Below are 20,851 nucleotides of genomic sequence, written 5' to 3' on the forward strand. Positions count from 1 at the left end.
CGGATGCGCGACGCGCCGACCGCGCTGATCGAGCGGCTGTCTGCCGGCTTCAACCGCTGGGAAGAAGTGCTTTCGCTGATCAACCGCTCCTTCGCCTATATGGACGGTGTTATCGACCCGCCATCATCGGCCCATCGGCTCACAACGGAAAGCCTGCGCCGCGAGGCTGAGGAAGAGATCGGATTTCTGGCGACGAGCGAGGGCAGGGTGGTCGGCTGCGTCTTCATGGTCGAGCGGGAGCATGATTGCTACGTCGGCAAGCTGGCGGTTGAGCCGGAACTCCAGGGCCAAGGGATCGGTAAAAAGCTCGTCGAGGCGGCCGAGGAGTTCGCAGCGAGCTGCGGCAAGGAAGCGCTGGAACTGCAGACGCGCATAGAGTTGACCGCCAACCACGCCGCATTCGCCCGGCTCGGCTTTCGCGAAACGGCACGTACAGCGCATGCCGGCTATGAACGGCCAACGTCTATCACCATGCGCAAGGTGCTGCGGTGACGCTCGCGCTGTCGGCGGAAGAACGCCCGATTGCCGACGGTGAGCATGGAGCCGGCGCGGCGATGGCGATGCGGATTGTGGCCGAGAGTGCGCGGCTGCTTGGCGCACCGCGGCTGATCCCGATCGCCTCGGCGCACATCGACGGGGCGCTCTACCACGGCGATTCCGGCACGCTGTTCGCCGAAAAGCTGGTGGAAGGCGGCGCGCGGGTGGCGGTGCGGGCGACGTTGAATGTCGGCGCGCTCGACCTGATGGGGTGCTCGCGGGTGCGGCTGGAGGAGCCCGAGCGCGGCATGGCGCGGCGAATGATGGAGGCCTACCGCAGGCTCGGCTGCGAGCAGAGCTGGACCTGCGCGCCTTATCAGGCAGGCCATCGCCCGGCGTTCGGCAGCGACGTCGCCTGGGGCGAATCCAATGCGGTCGTGTTCTGCAATTCGGTGCTCGGGGCGCGGACAAACCGCTATGGCGATTTCCTCGACATCGCCTGCGCCATCACCGGCCGCGCGCCCGATTACGGCCTGCACCGGCCGGAAAACCGCATCGCCACGCTTGTTTTCGACGTAAGCGCCCTGCCCGCAGAGTTCATGGCGTCCGAGATCGCCTGGCCGGTGCTCGGCAGCCTCTATGGCCGGGAGGTTGGGAATACGGTCGGGGTGGTTGCGGGAGTGCAAGGCCATCCGGGCGACGATGCGCTGAAGGCATTCGGCGCGGCTGCGGCCTCGACCGGCGCGGTCGGGCTTTTTCATATCGCCGGCGTGACGCCGGAAGCACCCGACGTAAAGACGGCGCTGGGTTTTGGGCTGCCGCAAGCGACGATTTGCGTGACACCCGACATGGCAGCGGACGCACAGGCGCGGCTGTCGACGGCTGAAGCGCCGGACGCAATCGATGCCGTGGCGATCGGCAGCCCGCATCTGTCGCTCGCCGAGTTCGACGCGCTGGAGAGCCTGGTCGCGGGGCGGCGGCTCACCGTGCCGATCCACGCCTGCACCGGCCGCCACGTGCTCTCCAAACTGGAACGGAACGGGCGGCGGCAGGCGCTGGAAGCGCTGGGCGTGGTCATCGTCGCCGACACCTGCGTCGTCGTCACGCCGATACTGGCCGACAGGCCGGGCGGCGTCCTGATGACCAATTCCGGGAAATTCGCGCAATATGCGCCGGGAAATACCGGCTATTCGGTGCTCTACGGCTCGCTGGCCGACTGCGTGGAGAGCGCGGTTGCCGGCAGGCCCGTGTTTTCGGAAGCCCTTGCATGAAGCCGGCAGCGCAAGGCGAGATCCTGGTTCCGGGCGCAACTGGCGAGGGTGAAGCGCTGGTGCTGACGGCGCCGATCAGCTTCTGGGGCGGCGTCGACCCGAAGAGCGGGCGGATCGCCGACGTGCGCCACCCGCAATGCGGCGAGACGATTTCCGGGAACGTGCTGTTCCTGCCCGGCACGATCGGTTCATCGTCGGCCTCGGCGGTGCTGATGGAACTCGTGCACAACGGCCACGCGCCGGTCGCACTCGTGCTGCACGAGCCGGACGCGATCCTGCTGCTCGGACTGATTGTGGCGCGAGAGATGGGCTGGCAGACGCCGGTGGCTGTGAGGCTGGAGAGCGCGAGATTTCCGGCATTCGACGGCAGGGAAGTCGTGGTCGCGACCGACGGCTCGATCTCCATTCGGTAGCGAATAGCCTTCGCACCCAATCAGTCCAGCACCCAGCGGAACGCTCGCCGTAACTCGGCGACGCCGTTCGTCTTATACCAGCGGCCATGGGCGAGAATGACGCGCTCGGGATTCCAGGAGATCATCTTTTCCACCGCCGCCTTCACCTGTGGTTTGGCGAATGTCAGCCGCATATCGCGCGGCGTCTGGCCGTCCGGGTCGCGTGCGCCTCCAAGCCATGTCAGAACGCGCGCGAACGGCCCCAACTTGCTTGGCTCGAAATTCTCGATGAGGTCGGTGAGCACGAGAGTTCGGCTGGCGAAATGGAAGAAAACCACCTCGGTCATGTAGCTGCCGACAACCGGCAGCGTCGCGATCTCGACATCCCATGGATAGCCCGCATCGCGATCAAGTTCGTGGGACGGAAAGTCTATTCGACCGTCCGCTTGCTCCCTTATCCGGGGCGCGAGATAGATCTGCGCGTCCGGCCAGGCTTTCTTCCAATCCGGTATCCACCAGTAGTGAATCCGGTTGGGTCCGATAATGAAGCGAGGTTGCCCGACCACCCGGACCTCGGCCTCGAGTTCCGGCACGAGTGATGTCGGCGAATGAACGAACAATTCGCCGGGCGCCAGGCGGATTACCGTCATGCGGGTGGAGAACGGCATTTTCAGCAAGGCCGGCCCGAAACGGATGACCGGCCCATCGACGATCCACAGATCGTTGGCGACGGGCTTCAGCGTATTGAGCGGCGGGTATATGGCACGACGATCATCCGACATCGAAGCAACGGCTTCCCCCAGTCTACAGCCGCTACCGATGGCCTGCTCGCGGCCATCGTAGAGATTCCGGCCTAGACAGCTCAATCCCGGAGCGGCAGCACCCGGTCCGGCGGGCGGTGGCCGTCGAAGAAGGTCCGGATGTTGATGATGACCTTCTCGCCCATGTCGATGCGGCCCTCGATCGTTGCCGAACCCATATGCGGCAGGAGCACGACCTTGCCCTTGGCCGCCAGCTTCAACAGCTTCGGATTGACCGCCGGCTCATGCTCGAAAACGTCGAGGGCCGCACCGGCGAGCTTGCCGTCCTGCAGCATCTTGATCAGCGCATCCTCGTCGACCAGTTCGCCGCGCGCGGTGTTGACGATGTAGCTGGACGGCTGCAGCAGAGCCAGCCGGCGCGCCGAGAGCAGATGGAATGTGGCGGGCGTCGATGGGCAATTGACCGAGATGATGTCCATGCGAGCCAGCATCTGGTCGAGGCTGTCCCAATAGGTAGCCTCCAGCTCGTCCTCGACCTTCTGCAGCACGCGGTGGCGGTTGTGATAGTGAATGGAGAGGCCGAAAGCCTTGGCGCGGCGGGCAACCGCGGTTCCGATGCGGCCCATACCGACAATGCCGAGGCGCTTGCCCCAGATGCGGCGGCCGAGCATCCAGGTCGGCGACCAGCCGGCCCATTTGCCGTCGCCCCTGAGCACGTTCGCGCCCTCAGCCAACCGCCGAGGTACGGCGAGCATCAGCGCCATCGTCATGTCGGCCGTGTCTTCGGTGAGCACGTTGGGCGTGTTGGTGACGGTGATACCCTTCTTCGCCGCCGCCATCACGTCGATCTTGTCGACGCCGTTACCGAAATTGGCGATCAGTTTCAATTGCGGCCCGGCTTGCTCAATCAGCGCCGCGTCGATGCGGTCGGAGATGGTCGGCACCAGCACGTCCGCCTCCTTGACCGCAGCGACCAGTTCGGGCTGGCTCATCGGCTTGTCGTCGACGTTGAGTCGCGCGTCGAACAATTCGCGCATGCGCGTTTCCACCTGGTCCGGCAGCTTGCGCGTGATCACTACGAGGGGCTTCTTTTTGCCGGCCATTAATGCCTCGACTCCGGATCCTGTTGAGACCTCTTTAACCAAGACGGGCGAAACTGAAAACCAGTCCTGGCGCGACAACTGTGTAACAAGCGGTTCGGCCGATGACAAAGAAAAAGGGCGCCTGAACCGGGGACGGCGCGGCGCCGGTTACAAAGGAACAATGAGAGTGTCTCGCTTCGCATCGCTTCGCATGACCGTCAGTGCAGCGCTGCTCGGTCTGGCGTTCATTTGCCCCAACACATTGCCGGCAACCGCGCAAATGGCGGCCGGCCAGCAGGTCAACCGCGGCGCGAGCGGGCTGCCGCTGCCGCGCTTCGTCAGCCTCAAATCGGGCCGCGTGAACTCGCGCATCGGCCCCGGCCTGAACTATCCTGTCGACTGGCTCTACATGAAACCCGGCCTGCCGATGGAAATTATCCAGGAATACGACAATTGGCGGCGCGTGCGCGATGCGGACGGCTCCGAAGGCTGGATCAACCAGTCGCTGCTGTCGGGCCGGCGCACGGCGATCGCCGCTCCCTGGCAGCGCGGCAAGGATACACAGCTCACGCTTCTGGCAGAGCCGGACAAGGAGGCCAGCACGATCGCCATCGTCGAACCCGGCGTGGTCGGCACGATCAAGCAGTGCAACGGCGAATGGTGCCAGATGACCTTTGACGGGCATACGGGCTGGATCGCCCAGACGCAGGTATGGGGCGCCTATCCGGGCGAGCAGGTCAAGGACTGATGCCAGAGCCTAATCCATTCCGATAGAATCGGAATGGGGCTCTTACCTGCAACTTGCCGCATGATTTTCCGAAAAGTCTGCAACTTTTCGGATCATGCTCCAAGGTCCCGGCCGATGCGGCCGAGATGCGTGTCCTGAAATCCGGTGGAGAATTTCAGACCATAGCCAAGTGCGCGGTCGATCGCGATATGGGCGAGCCAGATCGCGGCGATGTGCATGGCCATGTCCTGCCCGGCCAGAAAGCCGGCTGCCAGCAGGCACAGCGGCACGATCAATGTGTGGAATAGATTGTAGGCGGCGACGCCGATGCGCGGGCCGGCCAGATAGCCGAGCATTGAAAGGTCGGGCGCGAGGATCAGCAGGAAGAACAGCGGCCAGGAACCGCCGGACAGGGCATAGCCGGCAACGCACAGGGCAAACAAAAAGGCCCATTCGAGCCTGACGAGGAGATTAATCGGTCCGGAGGATCGACGCTGTTCAGACATTCCGCTTGGGGCGGAGCCGCACGACGATGTCGACGTTGCAGATTTCCATGCCTTCGGGCGGTTCGGGCAGGTTGCGTACCTCGACCGGGCCGGAAGCGATGTCGAAGATCTTGTTTTCGCCTTCGATGAAGAAATGGTGATGGTCGGAAGTGTTGGTGTCGAAATAGGTTTTCGACCCCTCGACCGCCAATATGCGCAGCAGGCCAGCCTCGGTGAACTGGTGCAGCGCGTTGTATACCGTCGCCAGAGACACGGGAACGCCCGCGGCTAGCGCTTCCTCGTGTAGTTCCTCGGCCGAGAGATGACGGTCGCCCTTGGCGAACAGCAGATCGGCCAGCGCCACGCGCTGACGCGTCGGCCGCAGGCCCGCTTCGCGCACCCGCTGATCAACGCTCACACCGTCCTTGCAATTCGGAACCATCAACCCGCCAAACTTCGCCTATATGCCTTCCGAACCGTCGATCCCACGGGTTCAACGGCGCCGGATGGTTCCCGACATATATTCGGTCACGGCAAACCGATCAATAGGCGCGGATTGACCCGGCAAGGCCGGCACGCTAGTTCGTGCACTGCTGTTTCCGACCCGAAACAGACTGTGATAATGACATTGCCAAGGGCGCCGCAGCGCGCCCACAAACATTACGGGGACGGAATTCATGGCGGTTGCGAAATCGAGCTACGACTACGAGGAACTGCTTGCCTGCGCGCGCGGCGAACTCTTCGGGCCCGGAAACGCGCAGCTTCCCGCGCCGCCAATGCTGATGTTCGACCGCATCACGCAGATCAGCGAGACCGGCGGCGAGTTCGACAAAGGCTTCATACGCGCGGAACTCGACGTCAGGCCGGACCTCTGGTTCTTCCCCTGCCATTTCATCGGCAACCCGGTCATGCCCGGATGCCTTGGCCTCGACGCGATGTGGCAAATGACCGGCTTCTTCCTCGGCTGGCTGGGCGAACCGGGCAAAGGGATGGCGCTGTCGACCGGCGAGGTCAAGTTCAAGGGCATGGTCACGCCATCGGTGAAGAAGGTGGAATACGGCGTCGATTTCAAGCGCGTGATGCGAGGCCGGCTGGTCTTGGGCATCGCCGATGGCTGGCTGAAGGCGGACGGAGAACCCATCTACAAGGCCACCGACCTGAAGGTCGGCCTCTCGAAGCAGGAAGCCGCCGCCTAGGTCAGACCTGAGCGAACCACCAAACAGGCTGCAAATCGCGACCTTCAAGGGCGCGCAGCAAAGAGGAGCCTCACATGAGACGTGTCGTCGTGACAGGCCTTGGGATCGTGTCGTCCATCGGCAACAATGCCGACGAAGTGCAGGCCTCGCTGCATGACGCCCGCTCGGGCATCAGCTTTTCCAACGATTTCGCCGAGCACGGCTTCCGCTGCCAGGTATGGGGCGCGCCGACGCTCGAGCCGACCGAGCTAGTCGACCGGCGGGCGATGCGCTTCCTGCACAAGGGCGGGGCGTGGAACCACGTCGCCATGCAGCAGGCGATAGCATCCGGGGGGCTCGAGGAAGGCGATATCACCAACGAGCGCACCGGCATCATCATGGGCTCGGGCGGGCCGTCGACGAAGACGATCGTGGAGGCCGCTGAAATCACCCAGAAGAACAGCAGCCCGAAGCGCATCGGGCCGTTCGCGGTCCCCAAGGCGATGTCGTCGACGGCATCGGCGACGCTCGCGACCTGGTTCAAGATCCACGGCGTCAACTATTCGATCTCGTCCGCCTGCTCGACTTCGGCGCATTGCATCGGCAATGCTTATGAGCTGATCCAGTTCGGCAAGCAGGACATGGTATTCGCCGGCGGCCACGAGGATCTCGACTGGACGATGTCGAACCTGTTCGACGCGATGGGTGCCATGTCTTCCAAGTTCAACGACCGGCCTTCGGTGGCGTCCCGCGCGTATGACGTCAACCGCGACGGCTTCGTCATCGCCGGCGGGGCGGGCGTGCTGGTGGTGGAGGAACTGGAGCACGCCAAGGCGCGCGGCGCCAAAATCTATGCCGAGATCGTCGGCTACGGCGCGACATCGGACGGCTACGACATGGTCGCGCCTTCCGGCGAAGGCGCGGTGCGCTGCATGAAGCAGGCGATCTCCACCGTCGAAGGCGATGTCGACTACATCAACACGCACGGCACCTCTACGCCGGTCGGCGATTCGAAGGAGATGGGCGCGATCCGCGAAGTGTTTGGCGACAAGATGCCGAACATCACCTCGACCAAGTCGCTGACCGGGCATTCACTCGGCGCCGCAGGCGTGCAGGAATCGATCTACTCGATCCTGATGATGCAGGGCGGCTTTATCGGCGAAAGCGCCCATATCGAGGAACTCGATCCGGAATTCGAGGGCATGCCGATCGTGCGCAAGCGTATCGACAACGCCAGGATCGACACCGTGCTGTCGAACTCGTTCGGCTTTGGCGGCACCAACGCCACGCTGGTATTCCAGCGTTATAACGGTTGAAGGTTTCAGGCCGATGGACGGATTGATGAAGGGCAAGCGCGGCCTGATCATGGGGGTCGCGAACGATCACTCCATCGCCTGGGGCATCGCGAAGAAGCTTGCCGAACAGGGCGCGGAACTCGCCTTCACCTATCAGGGCGAGGCATTCGGCCGGCGCGTCAAGCCGCTGGCCGAGAAGGTCGGCGCATCGCTGGTGCTGCCTTGCGACGTGGAGGACAGCGCTTCCGTCAGCTCCGTTTTCGAGACGCTGGGCAAGGAATGGGGCGGCCTGGATTTCATCGTCCATGCGATCGGCTTTTCCGACAAGAACGAGCTCAAAGGGCTTTACGCCGACACCACCCGCGACAACTTCATCCGCACCATGGTGATCTCCTGCTATTCGTTCACCGAGGTGGCGCGCCACGCCGCCGCGCTGATGAAGGAAGGCGGCACGATGATCACGCTGACCTATGCGGGGTCGGTGCGGATCATGCCCAACTACAACGTCATGGGCGTCGCCAAGGCCGGACTGGAAGCCAGCGTGCGCTATCTCGCCAATGATTACGGCCCGCGCGGTATCCGCGTGAACGCAATTTCGGCCGGTCCGGTGCGCACGCTAGCCGGCGCCGGCATTGCCGATGCGCGCCACATGTTCTCCTACCAGCAGCGCAATTCGCCGCTGCGCCGCACGGTGACGATCGAGGAAGTCGGCGGATCGGCGCTCTATCTGCTGTCGGACCTGTCGTCCGGCGTCACCGGCGAAATCCACTATGTCGATTCCGGCTATCACATCGTGTCGATGCCGACCCTGGAAGAGCTGAAGCGGACAGGCGAAGAGCGGGAATAAGCGCTCAGCGCTTCGCCGCCAGAACCTTGAACAAGCCGTCGCGCACGATCTCGGAATGGCTGGAGAAAGCCTCCGAAAGCGTCTTCTCATAGGGAAGCTGGCGGTTCGCGACCATCAGCAGCCGTCCGCCCGGTTTCAGCGCCGCGCTGGCCGTGCGGATCATCCTCTGGCCGATGTCGGGCTCCGCCTCCCGCTTCTGATGGAAGGGCGGGTTCATGACGATGAAATCGTAGCGGTGGGGCACCTCTTCGGTCAGCAAATCGTGCCAGAAGAAGCGAGGCTCGACCGTGCCGGTGGCCGCGACATTTCGCTTTGCAGCTTCCAGCGAGACGAAATCGGCCTCGTAGAGGTCGAGCATCGAGATTTTCGAATAGCGATTCGCAAGTTCCGCGGCAAGAAAACCCCAGCCGGCGCAGAAATCGGCAACCGCGCCGGAAATCTTGTCGGGCAGGTGAGCGGCCAGAAGTTTCGAGCCGGCGTCGATGCGGTCCGATGAGAACATGCCGGGAGCAGTGACGAAGCGGCCTTCGATCAATGTCTCGCCATTGCCGTCGCGCAGGGCCGCAATCGGCTCCGAAATCTCCAGGGGGCGTTGGAACCAGAAGGCGACGCCGTGATGCTTCGGCATGTGGCCTTCCAGTTCGACCAGTCCTTCCATTCGCTTGCGCAGGCTCGCTATGCCGTCATCCTTGCCCCCGGCGATAAGGATCAGCCCGCTGCCCTTGGTCCGCTCGATCGCCTCGGCGATGCGAAGCTCATTTTCGCCGCGATGGCGACCGGCAAGCACCAAGGCGACGTCGAAATTTTCCCCCTCCGGCTGCGGCGTGATTTTGTAGCGGCCAGCCAGCGCCCGGAACCAGGGCCGGAAGCCCTGGACGAGCGAAAGATCGGCATCAAACCCTTCCGGAAGGCGGAAGCCGGACTGGGCGCCGAGGAAGAGAACGCGCCGGCCTTCACCTGGTGCGGCAAGCGCCTCGGCTTCGAACGGGTGGAAAAGGGTTTTAAGCACGTCGCGGGTCATTTGCCTGATGGTAATTCAAAACAAAACGGGCGCCACCTTGCGGCGCGCCCGTTCGTTGGTTCTGCGTGCGGCTATCAGGCGGCGGTCTCTTCGCCTTCGGCCCGCTTCTCGCGCACGATCTCCTTGCCGGTCTCCTGGTCGACGACCTTCATCGACAGGCGAACCTTGCCGCGTTCGTCAAAGCCCATGAGCTTGACGAAGACCTTGTCGCCTTCCTTGACCACGTCCGACGTCTTGGCGACGCGGTCGTTGGCGAGCTGCGAGATGTGGACCAGGCCGTCCTTCGGGCCGAAGAAGTTCACGAAAGCGCCGAAGTCGGCGGTCTTGACGACCGTGCCTTCGTAGATTTCGCCGACTTCCGGTTCGGCGACGATAGTGTGGATCCACTTCTTCGCCGCCTCGATCTCCTTGGCGTTCGACGAAGCGATCTTGACCGTGCCGTCGTCCTCGATGTTGATCTTGGCGCCGGTCTTCTCAACGATCTCGCGGATAACCTTGCCGCCTGAGCCGATCACGTCGCGGATCTTGTCGGTCGGGATGTGCATGACCTCGATGCGCGGCGCGAACTCGCCGAGCTCCGAACGGCCTTCGGCGATCGCCTTCGACATCTCGCCGAGGATGTGCACGCGGCCTTCCTGCGCCTGGGCGAGCGCAACCTTCATGATCTCCTCGGTGATGCCTTCGATCTTGATGTCCATCTGCAGCGCGGTGATGCCGCCCTGGGTTCCGGCCACCTTGAAGTCCATGTCGCCGAGGTGGTCCTCGTCGCCGAGAATGTCGGAAAGGACGGCGAAGCGGTCGCCTTCCTTGATCAGGCCCATGGCGATGCCGGCAACCGGCTTGGCCAGCGGCACGCCGGCATCCATCAGCGCCAGCGAGGTGCCGCAGACGGTAGCCATCGACGATGAACCATTGGATTCGGTGATCTCCGACACGACACGAAGTGTGTAGGGGAAGGATTCCGTCGCCGGCAGCATCGGACGGATAGCGCGCCAGGCGAGCTTGCCGTGACCGATTTCGCGGCGACCAGGCGAACCCATGCGGCCGGTCTCACCGACCGAATAGGGCGGGAAGTTGTAGTGAAGGAGGAACTTCTCCTTATACATGCCGGTCAGCGAATCGACGTACTGCTCGTCCTCGCCGGTGCCCAGCGTGGCGACAACGATCGCCTGGGTCTCGCCGCGAGTGAACAGCGCCGAACCGTGGGTACGCGGCAGGATGCCGACTTCCGAGACGATCTGGCGGACGGTCTTCAGGTCGCGGCCGTCGATGCGCGAACCGGTGTCGAGGATGTTCCAGCGCACGATCTTGGCCTGGAGTTCCTTGAACACGGTCGCGACCTGTTCGGAAGAGTACTTTGCTTCCTCGCCCTCGGCCGGAGCGAATGCGGCCTTGACCCTGGTCTTGGCGGCGTCGACGGCGGCGTAGCGGGTCTGCTTGTGGGTGATCTTGTAGGCTTCGCGCAGGTCTGCTTCGATGAGCGCCAGCATCTCGGTCTCGAGATCGGAATAGCTCGGCGGGGTGAAGTCGCGCGGATCCTTGGCGGCCACTTCGGCGAGCTTGATGATCGCATCGATGACAGGCTGGAAGCCCTTGTGGCCGAACATGACGGCGCCGAGCATGACGTCCTCGGAAAGCTCCTTGGCTTCCGATTCGACCATCAGAACGGCGTCACCGGTTCCGGCGACGATGAGGTCGAGCTTCGATTCATCCATCTCGTCGATGTGCGGGTTCAGCACATATTCGCCATTGATATAGCCGACGCGCGCGCCGCCGATCGGGCCCATGAAGGGCACGCCCGAAAGCGTCAGAGCCGCCGAGGTGGCGACGATCGACAGGATGTCCGGATCGTTCTCCAGGTCATGCTGGACGACGGTCACGACGACCTGGGTGTCGTTCTTGTAGCCATCGGCGAAGAGCGGACGGATCGGGCGGTCGATGAGGCGGGAAACCAGCGTTTCCTTCTCGCTCGGACGGCCTTCACGCTTGAAATAGCCGCCCGGGATCTTGCCGGCGGCATAGGTCTTTTCCTGATAGTTGACGGTCAGCGGGAAGAAGTCGAAGCCGGGCTTGGGCTCCTTGGCCGAAACGACGGTGGCGAGCACGATGGTTTCGCCGTAGGTGGCGAGAACGGCGCCGTCGGCCTGACGGGCGATCTTGCCGGTTTCCAGAATGAGCGGACGGCCCGCCCATTCGATCTCTACCTTGTGATGATTGAACATATCTTGTCCTTGCGTAATGCGGAAAGGGCCGCGAACTCTCGCGGCATCCTTCTCCTGGCTTGTTTCAGACGAGCCACGGGCAAGACAACGGGGTGTCTGGACAGTCGGCGTCGGATCAACGCCCCAGGCATCCTGCAATCCTGCCCCATGACCGTCTCATGAGGCGGTTCCGATGCTGCCCTGTGCCGCACCTGGAACCAGTTCGGACACGATCCCTCGGACCATGTCCCGCCAGGAAGCCTTTGACGGCTGCCCGGATAAGCGAACGGCGGACCTCGATGAAGCCCGCCGGCCGGAAGTCTTAGCGGCGCAGACCGAGTTTCTCGATCAGCGTCTGGTAGCGGCCTTCTTCGCGCGACTTCAGATAGTCGAGCAGACGGCGGCGCTGCGAAACGAGAGCGAGCAGACCACGACGGGAGTGATTGTCCTTCTTGTGGTCCTTGAAGTGTTCGGTCAGGTTCTTGATGCGCTCGGAAAGAATGGCCACCTGGACTTCCGGCGAACCGGTATCGCCTGCGGCGGTCGCAAATTCCGTCATCAATTCCTTCTTGCGTTCAGCAGTAATCGACATCGTGCTTTTCCTTTCGAATTTGAGGAAACGGGTCGCCCTCAGCCGGGATGTCGTCCAGCAGGGGCCGGTGTACATTGCGCGTCTCGCCCAATGCTGCGGCGCATATAGTGCAAAACCGAGCGGAAAGCCAGAGAGAATCCAAACCGGCAAAGAATCTCGATCTGGCGGTCAGTTCAAAGCCATTTCTTCCAGCGGAAGAAGCCAACGAGCGAAAATCCAATGACGGCCATCATGCCCAGTGCGATCGGGTAGCCATAATAGCTCAAGAGCTCCGGCCTGTTCCAGGGTGAGGCGCCGGGATCGAAATTCATGCCCCATATGCCGGCGAGAAAGGTCAGCGGGATAAAGATCGCCGAGACGATGGTCAGGAAGCTGATCACGTCGTTGGTGCGGGCCTGGCTCAGCGAAAGATGCATTTCGATCAGCCCGGTCAGCATGTCGCGGTGCATCTCGACCACCTCGATCAGCCGGACCGAATGGTCGTGCGTGTCGTTCAAATAGACCTTGGTTTCGGGATAGATGAAGGGCACCTCGGCGCGGAGCAGGGCCGCGAGCGCGTCACGGAGCGGCCACAGCGCCCGCTTGAGCACGATCATCCCGCGCTTGAGCTCGTGCAACTCCCGCACCTGATGACGCCCTATGCCGCTCAGCATCTCGTCCTCTATGCCGTCGATCGTTTCGCCCTTGCTCTCCAGGATGGGGAAATAGCTGTCGACGATGGCGTCTATCAGAGCATAGGCGAGATAGTCTGCCTTGCGCGTGCGCAGCCTGTTGGGCAGGTTCGCCTTGATGCGCTTGCGAACCGGCCCGAACGGGTCGCCCTCGCGCTCCTGGAAGGTGACGACGAAATTCTCGCCGAAGAACAGCGACATCTGCTCGTAGCGGCCGGCAAGCGCGTCGTCGATCGCTGAGACGACGACGAAGGCGTGGTCGTCGAAGAAGTCCACCTTCGGGCGCTGGCCGGTGTTGACCGTGTCCTCGAACGCCAGCGGGTGCAGCTTGAAGATCGCGCCGATCTCGGCGATCAGCTCGACATTGGCGAGGCCGACGCAATCGAGCCAGATGACCGGCCATCCGGCGCAGCTTTCAGCGACATCCCGAAGGCTGGCGTTGCCGATGAACTTGCACTCATCGGGAGAAATCAATGTGAGGCTGAGCGCCGACTGGCGGGCGGCGGGATCGGCGATCAACGTACCGGGCGACGCGCCTATGGGCGACCTCTTGACCTTGCGCGGGGACCGCCTCTTGACCGTCTCAACCTTCGCCATGCCGCTTCTCGCCCAGCGCATGACCCCGAAAGCCGGAACCGGTTTTCATGCGCAGATTTACAGTCTCAGAGCGTCCCTTGCGCGTCCAGGAGGACGCGCGGCGCTCTGACCGATTCGGCTCAGAGAATACAGGAATCAGCCGGCAAAAACCCGCTTCGGCTTGAACATGCCGGCTTCGACCGCGCCGATCGCGACCAGCCTGCCGCGGACGGTGGCGCACGCCTCCTCCGCCTCGACCGGGGCATCGCGGCCGCGGATGATGACGGGATTGCCGAGCCGGATCTTTGCCGCGGCATCGTCGGTGACGGCGATCTGCGGCAGGCATTCGAGGGCTGCGCCGGTATCGACCAGATAGGCGTCAATCGCGGCGAAGCGGTCGCTCCAGTTGCCGAGCGCAGCGGCCGGCTGATCCGGATCGGGCTTCGGCGGCGCGGCGGCCTGGAGTTCTTCCAGCGTGACGAAGTCTTCCGCCGTGAACGGCTCGACCTCGACACGGCGCAGTTCGGCAATGTGGCCGAAGCAGCCGAGGTCGCGGCCCATGTCGCGGGCCAGCGAACGCACATAGGTGCCCTTGCCGCATTCGGTCTCGAAGACGGAGCGGCCATCGGCCATCGTCTCGATCAGGTCGAGCCGGCCGATCTCGATCTCGCGCGGCGGGATGTCGACGCTTTCGCCCTCACGGGCGAGGTCATAGGCGCGCTCGCCGCCGATCTTGATCGCCGAGAATTGCGGCGGCGTCTGCATAATGACGCCTGTGTATTTCGGCAGCAGCGCCAGGATCTCGGCTTCACTCGGGCGTTTGTCGGAGGTTTTTGTCACCGGACCCTCGAGATCGTCGGTCGAGCGCTCCTCGCCCCAGGCGACGGTGAAGCGATAGACCTTGGCCCCGTCCATGACGTAGGGCACGGTCTTCGTCGCCTCGCCGAGCGCGATCGGCAGCATGCCGGAGGCCAGCGGATCGAGCGTGCCGGCATGGCCGGCCTTCTCGGCCTGAAACAGCCATTTGATCTTGGCGACGGCGTCGGTCGAGCCCATGCCGACCGGCTTGTCGAGGATCAGCCAGCCGGAGACCGGCCGGCCCTTTTTCTTGCCGCGGCGCGCCATTATTCCTCGTTGTCCTTGTCCAGGTCGCGCACCACTTCGGGCGAGCGCAGAAGCTCGTCGATCTTCGCGAAATTGTCGTAGCTGGTGTCGCGGCGGAAGCGGAACTCGGGCATGTACTTCATCTGCCGGAGCGCCGACGACACGCGTCCGCGAATAAATTTCGCGTTCCTGTTCAACGCCTCTATCACCGCCTCGTCGTCCTTCGCGCCGAGCGGCGAGACGAAGGCTGTCGCGATCTTGAGATCGGGCGACATGCGAACCTCGGAGATCGAGATCACCGCCCCTTCGATCACGTCGTCGCGAACCTCGCCGCGCTGGATCAGGTCGGAGAGCGCATGGCGCACCTGCTCGCCGACGCGAAGCATACGCTGGGAGGGGCCGGAAGATTGGGATCGGGGCATTGTGCAAAATCCAAAAGACATGGAACGGGTGTAGGACCGCGTTCCATGTCTGATCGTTACGAACGGAGGCGTCTGCCACCGTTCCTGTATGCGTCGGCTACAAGACGGCTAAAGCGTCCTTGTCACCATCTCGACGCGGAAGCACTCGATGACGTCGCCGGGACGCATGTCTTCGTAGTTCTGGAAGGCCATGCCGCATTCCTGGCCGGCAGGCACCTCCGACACTTCGTCCTTGAAGCGCTTCAGCGTCTTCAGCGTGCCCTCGTGGATGACCACGTTGTCGCGGATGAGGCGAACGCCCGCGCCACGCTCGACCTTGCCTTCGGTGACGCGGCAGCCGGCGATCTTGCCGACCTTGGTGATGTCGAAAATCTCGAGGATTTCCGCATTGCCGATGAAGGTTTCGCGACGCTCCGGCGACAGCAGGCCCGACATCGCCGCCTTAACGTCATCCACCAGATTGTAGATGATGTTGTAGTAGCGGATCTCGATGCCTGCAGCTTCCGCCGCCTGGCGAGCCTGCGGGTTGGCGCGGACGTTGAAGCCGATGACCGCCGCTCCCGACGTCTCGGCAAGCGAGATGTCGCTTTCGGTGATCGCGCCGGCGCCTGCATGAACGATGCGCGCCCGCACCTCGTCTGTGCCGAGCTTGTCGAGCGCTGCAACAATCGCCTCGACCGAACCCTGCACGTCGCCTTTGATGACGAGCGGGAACTCCTTGAGACCGCTCGACTGCAACTGCGACATCATCTGCTCGAGCGAGCCACGCTGGCCAACATGCTTGGCCACCGCCTTGTCGCGCGCCAGACGCTGGCGATATTCGGTGATCTCGCGGGCGCGCGCCTCATTGTTGACAACCGCGAAGCGGTCGCCGGCCTGGGGCGTTCCCTGGATGCCTAGGATTTCCACCGGCGTTGCCGGCGGCGCTTCGTCGAGATGCTCGCCGCGATCGGTGACCAGCGCGCGAACGCGGCCCCACTCGCTGCCGGCAACGACGATGTCGCCGACCAAGAGCGTGCCGGTCTGCACCAGCACCGTCGCGACAGGGCCGCGGCCCTTGTCGAGCTTGGCCTCGATGACGACACCCTCCGCGGTGCGGTCGGGATTTGCCTTGAGGTCGAGAAGCTCGGCCTGCAGCAGGATCGCTTCGAGCAGCTTGTCGAGATTGGTGCCTTTGGTGGCCGAGACTTCAACATCCAGTACTTCGCCGCCCATCGATTCCACAAACACTTCATGGCGCAGCAGGTCGGCCCGGATCTTCTGGGGATCGGCCTGCGGCTTGTCGATCTTGTTGATCGCCACGATGATCGGAACGCCGGCAGCCTTGGCGTGGCTGATCGATTCCACAGTCTGCGGCATCACGCTGTCGTCGGCCGCGACCACCAGAATGGCGATGTCGGTGGCCTGCGCGCCACGGGCGCGCATCGCCGTGAAGGCGGCGTGGCCGGGCGTGTCGATGAAGGTGATCTTCTGGCCGTTCTTCTCGACCTGATAGGCGCCGATATGCTGGGTGATGCCGCCGGCTTCGCCCGACACGACATTGGCGTTGCGGATGGCGTCGAGCAGCGAGGTCTTGCCGTGATCGACATGGCCCATGATGGTGACGACCGGCGAACGTGGCTTCAGATCCTCGGGCTTGTCTTCGACATCGAACAGGCCGCCTTCGATATCCGACTCGGCGACGCGGCGAACCGTGTGGCCGAATTCGGAGGCGATCAGCTCGGCGGTATCGGCGTCGATCACGTCGCCGGGCTTCAAAATCTGGCCCTGTTTCATGAAGTATTTGACGACATCGACCGCGCGCTCGGACATGCGCTGCGCGAGTTCCTGGATGGTGATGGTTTCGGGCAGCACCACTTCGCGCACGATCTTCTCGCGCGGCTCCTGATGCATGGCGCGCTTGAACTTCTCCTGGCGGCGGCGCATCGACGAGAGCGAGCGGGCGCGCCCGTCGCCATCCGAAGTCGCAGTGCTGAGCGTCAGCTTGCCGCGGCGGCGATCTTCCTCGCCCTTGGCCTTGGCGGGACGCGCCACTTCCGGCGTGACGATGCGCTTGATCGGCGCGCCGCGGGCGAGCGCCGGGCTCTTGCTCTTGGCCTCCGGCTCATCATCAACGCCGATGTCGGATTGCGGCGCACGGCGGCGCGCTTCTTCTTCGGCGCGGCGGCGCGATTCGGCTTCGGCCTGCAGGCGCGCTTCCTCTTCCGCCTGGCGGCGGGCGGAAGCTTCGCGCTCGCGCTTGCGCAGCTCTTCCTCTTCGAGGCGGCGCTTGACTTCCTCGATGGCGCGCTGGCGATCCTCGATCTCGCGAGCCTTCGAACCTTCGAGGGCGCGGCGGCGCGCTTCCATCTCGCTGGTAGACAGCTCGTTCAAGACGATGTGCGGGCGCTCGACCGGCGCCTTGGGCGCTTCCTGCTGGACGGCCGGAGCGGCAGCCACGGGCGCCGCCGGCTTCGGCTTGAACACCGATGCCGCCGCGTCCGGCTTGTCGCCGGGCATGGAGAATTTGCGCTTCTTGGTTTCGACAACCACGGACTTGGTGCGCCCATGCGAGAAATTCTGCCGCACGGTGCCCTGCTCCAGGCCGGGCCGCTTCAGCGTCAGGGTCTTCTTGGTGTTAACGCTCAGCGTGTTGTCGTCACCGGTTTTCGTATCGCTCATTCCATATCCTCTGCGGCTTCATCTTCGTCAGCAATTGCCGCAAACATTGCCCGGTCATCCGAGGATCCGCCCCGGTATCGGTCAAGCGCAACCATGCGCTTCAGCACCGCTTTTCCCGCGTCTTGCGCGAGAACGGCAGCATGTATCACATTTGTACCCCCCAATGCCAAACTCAAATCGGCTTCCGAAAAAAGTTTATAGGCATGAATATGGGGTCCGCCGGCATAGGCGGTCGCCCGCCTGGCCTGGGTGATCTTGCGCAGTCCGTCCGGCGACGCCTCTACGGCATGCAGCACGAGCAGGGCTTCGCCGCGGCGCACGGCGCTTTCGACCTTGGTCGCTCCCAACGCGACGGCGCCGGCTTTGCGCGCCAGACCGAGCGCGCCGAGCGCCGATTTCGCGAGCAACGCGTCGATTATCGCGCCGAGATCCGGCGGAACGGCCACCTCTTTCCTGAAAGCTCGGGAAAACAGGTTCTTGGCCGCAGCGTTGTCTATATGTAGGCGCTCCCCCGTGACCCAGCAACCGCGGCCGGGCAGGTTTCTTTTCAGATCGGGAACGACGGCGCCGTCCGGCCCGACGACGAAACGGATCAGTTCATCCGGCTCGGCGCTGTTGCGCGTGACGATGCAGGTGCGATCGTTCATCTCGTCCAAGGGCGGCTCGTGTGTGATGCGTGTTCACCTCACGCACCGGCGGCAAGATCGGCCGCTTCTTCTTCACCAGCCACTTCTTCCTCGGTGATCCAGCCGGCCTTGAGGCGAGCGGCCAGCACCATCTGCTCGGCGTCCGCACGCGAAATCGAGTGATTTGCCAGAACGCCGGGGAAGAACTTGGTCTCGCCGTCCTTGCGCTCCTTCCAGCCGACCAGATCGTCCACCGCATAGCCGGCGAAGTCCTCGATCGACTTCACGCCGTCCTCGCCGAGCGTCACCATCATGGCGGTGGTGATGCCCGGGATTTCGCGCAGTTCGTCCAGAACGCCCAAAGCGCGGCGCTTCTCGTCATGCTCCGCTTCGATCTTGGCGAGATACTCCTTGGCGCGCGACTGGATTTCGTTAGCCGTGTCTTCGTCAAAGCCGTCGATCGAGGCAATCTCGTCCTGGTCGACGAAGGCCACTTCCTCGACGCTGGTGAAGCCTTCGGAGGCCAGCACCTGGCCCACCATCTCGTCGACATCCAGCGCTTCCATGAACAGGGTCGAACGCTCGACGAATTCCTTCTGGCGGCGTTCGGATTCTTCCTGCTCGGTGAGGATATCGATGTCCCAGCCGGTCAACTGTGAAGCAAGGCGCACATTCTGGCCGCGGCGGCCGATGGCCAGCGAAAGCTGGTCGTCCGGCACCACCACCTCGATGCGCTCGGCGTCCTCGTCGAGGACGACCTTGGCGACCTCGGCCGGCTGCAGCGCATTGACGATGAAGGAAGCGGCCGAAGGCGACCACGGGATGATGTCGATCTTCTCGCCCTGCAACTCGGCGACGACCGCCTGAACACGCGAGCCGCGCATGCCGACGCAGGCGCCGACCGGATCGATCGAGGAATCACGCGAAATCACGGCGATCTTGGCGCGCGATCCGGGATCGCGGGCGACCGACTTGATCTCGATGATGCCGTCGTAGATTTCCGGCACTTCCATGGTGAAGAGCTTCGCCATGAACTGCGGATGGGTGCGCGACAGGAATATCTGCGGGCCGCGCTGCTCGCGGCGCACATCATAGACATAGGCGCGGACGCGATCGCCATATTTGTAGTTCTCGCGCGGGATCAATTCGTCGCGGCGGATGATCGCCTCGCCGCGGCCGAGATCGACGATGACGTTGCCGTATTCGACGCGCTTGACGGTGCCGTTGAGGATCTCGCCGATGCGGTCCTTGTATTCGTCATACTGCCGGTCGCGTTCGGCCTCGCGCACCTTCTGCACGATGACCTGCTTGGCCGACTGGGCGGCGATGCGGCCGAAATCCATCGGCGGCAGTTGCTCGGCGATGAAGTCGCCGACCTGCGCGTCGGGATTGCGCTCGCGGGCCGAGGACAGCGCGATCTGCGTTGCGTAGTCCTCGACGGTCTCGACGACTTCCATGAGCCGCTGCAGCTTCATCTCGCCCGTATTGGGGTTGATGTCGGCGCGGATGTTGGTTTCCTGGCCGTAACGCGAGCGCGCGGCCTTCTGGATCGCATCGGCCATGGCCGCGATCACGATCGATTTGTCGATAGACTTCTCACGCGCGACCGCATCGGCGATCTGCAGCAGTTCAAGCCTGTTTGCACTGACTACCATTTTCGTCTCCCGGAACAATGCCGGCGAACCTTTCCGCGCGGCTGCTCAATCAATCTTCGGTTTCGTTCTGTTCTTCCTGGTCGTCGGGTTCGCCGCGACGCTTCCTGGCTTCCTTGCGCGCCTTGTTGTCCTTCGACAACGCATCGCGAATGAGATCGTCGGTCAGGATCAACCGCGCCTCGGCGATCGCCTCGAACGGCACCCGAACGCTCGGTTCTTCGCCATAGGCCGCCTGGTCGCGCTCGATGACGACGCCATCCTCGTCTGCCGACGCGATCTTGCCGCGAAAGCGCTTGCGGTCGGCGACCAGGATCGACGTCTCCATCTTGACGAGATGGCCGGTCCACACGGCGAAATCGGATTTGCGGACCAGTGGACGGTCGATGCCGGGCGACGACACTTCGAGATGATAGGCCTTGTCGATCGGATCGTCGACATCAAGCGACGGTGACACTGCGCGGCTAACTTCTTCGCAATCCTCGACGGTCATCGTGCCGTCCTCGCGCTCGGCCATTATCTGCAGGGTCAGGCCGTTCTGGCCCGACAGCCGCACCCGCACCAGGCGGAAGCCTATAGCGCGCAGCACCGGCTGGATGATCGACGCCACGCGCGCATCGATGCCGCTCTCGCGGATGATGCGGTCGTCGCCGATGCTTTCGCCTGTGGTTTCGCTCATGCCGTCTCCGGGCGGTCCAGGTAACAAAAAAGAGCGGGACCGGGTGGACCCACTCTTCGCCATACCGACCAAGAATTTGAAGCCGATATAGTCCCATCGGGAGTCATTTGCAAGAGTTGACGCATGCCGTCAGA

General features: G+C 63.4%; 21 protein-coding genes. 7 read left to right on the forward strand and 14 right to left on the reverse strand.

The annotated features are described in order from the left end of the window. Positions 1 to 3 precede the first annotated feature (3 nt). The 3 genes from G6N73_RS12745 to G6N73_RS12755 are packed head-to-tail and all read left to right on the forward strand — an operon-like array spanning position 4 to position 2,161. Positions 4 to 492, forward strand: a complete 489-nt coding sequence (locus G6N73_RS12745; protein WP_165028058.1) for a GNAT family N-acetyltransferase — start codon at positions 4 to 6, stop codon at positions 490 to 492. Further along, on the forward strand, positions 489 to 1,748 hold the full coding sequence (locus tag G6N73_RS12750; RefSeq protein WP_343044605.1) for an aconitase X: 1,260 nt from the start codon (positions 489 to 491) through the stop codon (positions 1,746 to 1,748). Before G6N73_RS12745 ends, G6N73_RS12750 begins: the two co-directional genes overlap by 4 nt. Further along, positions 1,745 to 2,161, forward strand: a complete 417-nt coding sequence (locus tag G6N73_RS12755) for an aconitase X swivel domain-containing protein (protein ID WP_165028060.1) — start codon at positions 1,745 to 1,747, stop codon at positions 2,159 to 2,161. The genes G6N73_RS12750 and G6N73_RS12755 overlap by 4 nt, the downstream gene beginning before the upstream one ends. A gap of 20 nt (positions 2,162 to 2,181) precedes the next feature. Here the strand turns inward: G6N73_RS12755 and G6N73_RS12760 are convergent, their stop codons facing one another. Together G6N73_RS12760 and G6N73_RS12765 are read right to left on the reverse strand one after the other, a co-directional pair. Beyond that, positions 2,182 to 2,922, reverse strand: coding sequence for a DUF4336 domain-containing protein (locus tag G6N73_RS12760; protein ID WP_165028062.1), 741 nt, complete (start codon positions 2,920 to 2,922; stop codon positions 2,182 to 2,184). 80 nt (positions 2,923 to 3,002) lie between these two features. Beyond that, a complete protein-coding gene (locus G6N73_RS12765) occupies positions 3,003 to 4,004 on the reverse strand; it encodes a 2-hydroxyacid dehydrogenase (RefSeq protein ID WP_165028064.1) in 1,002 nt (333 codons plus the stop codon). Between the two features lie 160 nt (positions 4,005 to 4,164). Between G6N73_RS12765 and G6N73_RS12770 the strand changes: the two genes are divergently transcribed. Next, positions 4,165 to 4,731: an SH3 domain-containing protein gene (locus tag G6N73_RS12770; RefSeq protein WP_206078822.1), complete on the forward strand. Its 567-nt coding sequence runs from the start codon at positions 4,165 to 4,167 to the stop codon at positions 4,729 to 4,731. Between the two features lie 92 nt (positions 4,732 to 4,823). Here G6N73_RS12770 and G6N73_RS12775 read toward each other — a convergent pair whose 3' ends face one another. Beyond that, a complete protein-coding gene (locus G6N73_RS12775) occupies positions 4,824 to 5,216 on the reverse strand; it encodes a DUF4260 domain-containing protein (protein ID WP_165028068.1) in 393 nt (130 codons plus the stop codon). Beyond that, positions 5,209 to 5,637, reverse strand: coding sequence for an iron response transcriptional regulator IrrA (gene irrA, locus G6N73_RS12780; RefSeq protein WP_165028070.1), 429 nt, complete (start codon positions 5,635 to 5,637; stop codon positions 5,209 to 5,211). The genes G6N73_RS12775 and irrA overlap by 8 nt, the downstream gene beginning before the upstream one ends. Before the next feature lie 235 nt (positions 5,638 to 5,872). Here irrA and fabA point away from each other — a divergent pair, with 235 nt between their 5' ends. The 3 genes from fabA to fabI all read left to right on the forward strand — a co-directional run bounded on the left by fabA (position 5,873) and on the right by fabI (position 8,512). Next, positions 5,873 to 6,391, forward strand: a complete 519-nt coding sequence (gene fabA, locus G6N73_RS12785) for a 3-hydroxyacyl-[acyl-carrier-protein] dehydratase FabA (protein ID WP_165028072.1) — start codon at positions 5,873 to 5,875, stop codon at positions 6,389 to 6,391. Positions 6,392 to 6,465: 74 nt separating this feature from the next. Next, positions 6,466 to 7,686 carry a beta-ketoacyl-ACP synthase I gene (gene fabB / locus G6N73_RS12790; protein WP_165028074.1) on the forward strand — a complete coding sequence of 407 codons (1,221 nt, stop codon included), beginning with the start codon at positions 6,466 to 6,468 and terminating at the stop codon, positions 7,684 to 7,686. 13 nt (positions 7,687 to 7,699) lie between these two features. Continuing rightward, positions 7,700 to 8,512, forward strand: a complete 813-nt coding sequence (gene fabI, locus G6N73_RS12795; protein ID WP_165028076.1) for an enoyl-ACP reductase FabI — start codon at positions 7,700 to 7,702, stop codon at positions 8,510 to 8,512. Positions 8,513 to 8,516: 4 nt separating this feature from the next. On the opposite strand, the gene G6N73_RS12800 is transcribed toward fabI, so the two are convergent. The 10 genes from G6N73_RS12800 to rimP form a co-directional block, all read right to left on the reverse strand. Further along, positions 8,517 to 9,533 (reverse strand): class I SAM-dependent methyltransferase, encoded by a 1,017-nt coding sequence (locus G6N73_RS12800; RefSeq protein WP_165028078.1) that lies wholly within the window; start codon positions 9,531 to 9,533, stop codon positions 8,517 to 8,519. Between the two features lie 74 nt (positions 9,534 to 9,607). Next, complete coding sequence (gene pnp / locus G6N73_RS12805; RefSeq protein WP_165028080.1) at positions 9,608 to 11,755, reverse strand: polyribonucleotide nucleotidyltransferase; 2,148 nt, start codon at positions 11,753 to 11,755, stop codon at positions 9,608 to 9,610. Between the two features lie 301 nt (positions 11,756 to 12,056). Continuing rightward, on the reverse strand, positions 12,057 to 12,401 hold the full coding sequence (rpsO, locus tag G6N73_RS12810) for a 30S ribosomal protein S15 (RefSeq protein ID WP_280113308.1): 345 nt from the start codon (positions 12,399 to 12,401) through the stop codon (positions 12,057 to 12,059). Positions 12,402 to 12,499: 98 nt separating this feature from the next. Next, positions 12,500 to 13,594, reverse strand: coding sequence for a magnesium/cobalt transporter CorA (gene corA, locus G6N73_RS12815; RefSeq protein ID WP_165028082.1), 1,095 nt, complete (start codon positions 13,592 to 13,594; stop codon positions 12,500 to 12,502). Positions 13,595 to 13,729: 135 nt separating this feature from the next. Further along, a complete protein-coding gene (gene truB, locus G6N73_RS12820) occupies positions 13,730 to 14,698 on the reverse strand; it encodes a tRNA pseudouridine(55) synthase TruB (protein WP_165028084.1) in 969 nt (322 codons plus the stop codon). Further along, complete coding sequence (gene rbfA, locus G6N73_RS12825) at positions 14,698 to 15,099, reverse strand: 30S ribosome-binding factor RbfA (RefSeq protein WP_165028086.1); 402 nt, start codon at positions 15,097 to 15,099, stop codon at positions 14,698 to 14,700. The genes truB and rbfA overlap by 1 nt, the downstream gene beginning before the upstream one ends. A gap of 108 nt (positions 15,100 to 15,207) precedes the next feature. Further along, entirely contained in the window at positions 15,208 to 17,760 is a 2,553-nt protein-coding gene (gene infB / locus G6N73_RS12830) for a translation initiation factor IF-2 (RefSeq protein WP_165028088.1), read from the reverse strand. Next, on the reverse strand, positions 17,757 to 18,407 hold the full coding sequence (locus tag G6N73_RS12835) for an RNA-binding protein (protein ID WP_206078823.1): 651 nt from the start codon (positions 18,405 to 18,407) through the stop codon (positions 17,757 to 17,759). Before G6N73_RS12835 ends, infB begins: the two co-directional genes overlap by 4 nt. Positions 18,408 to 18,445: 38 nt before the next feature. Beyond that, positions 18,446 to 20,041: a transcription termination factor NusA gene (gene nusA / locus G6N73_RS12840; protein ID WP_165028092.1), complete on the reverse strand. Its 1,596-nt coding sequence runs from the start codon at positions 20,039 to 20,041 to the stop codon at positions 18,446 to 18,448. 49 nt (positions 20,042 to 20,090) lie between these two features. Beyond that, positions 20,091 to 20,717 carry a ribosome maturation factor RimP gene (gene rimP, locus G6N73_RS12845; RefSeq protein ID WP_165028094.1) on the reverse strand — a complete coding sequence of 209 codons (627 nt, stop codon included), beginning with the start codon at positions 20,715 to 20,717 and terminating at the stop codon, positions 20,091 to 20,093. Between the last annotated feature and the right edge of the window lie 134 nt (positions 20,718 to 20,851).

Source organism: Allomesorhizobium camelthorni (assembly GCF_011045125.1).
Taxonomy (GTDB): domain Bacteria; phylum Pseudomonadota; class Alphaproteobacteria; order Rhizobiales; family Rhizobiaceae; genus Allomesorhizobium; species Allomesorhizobium camelthorni.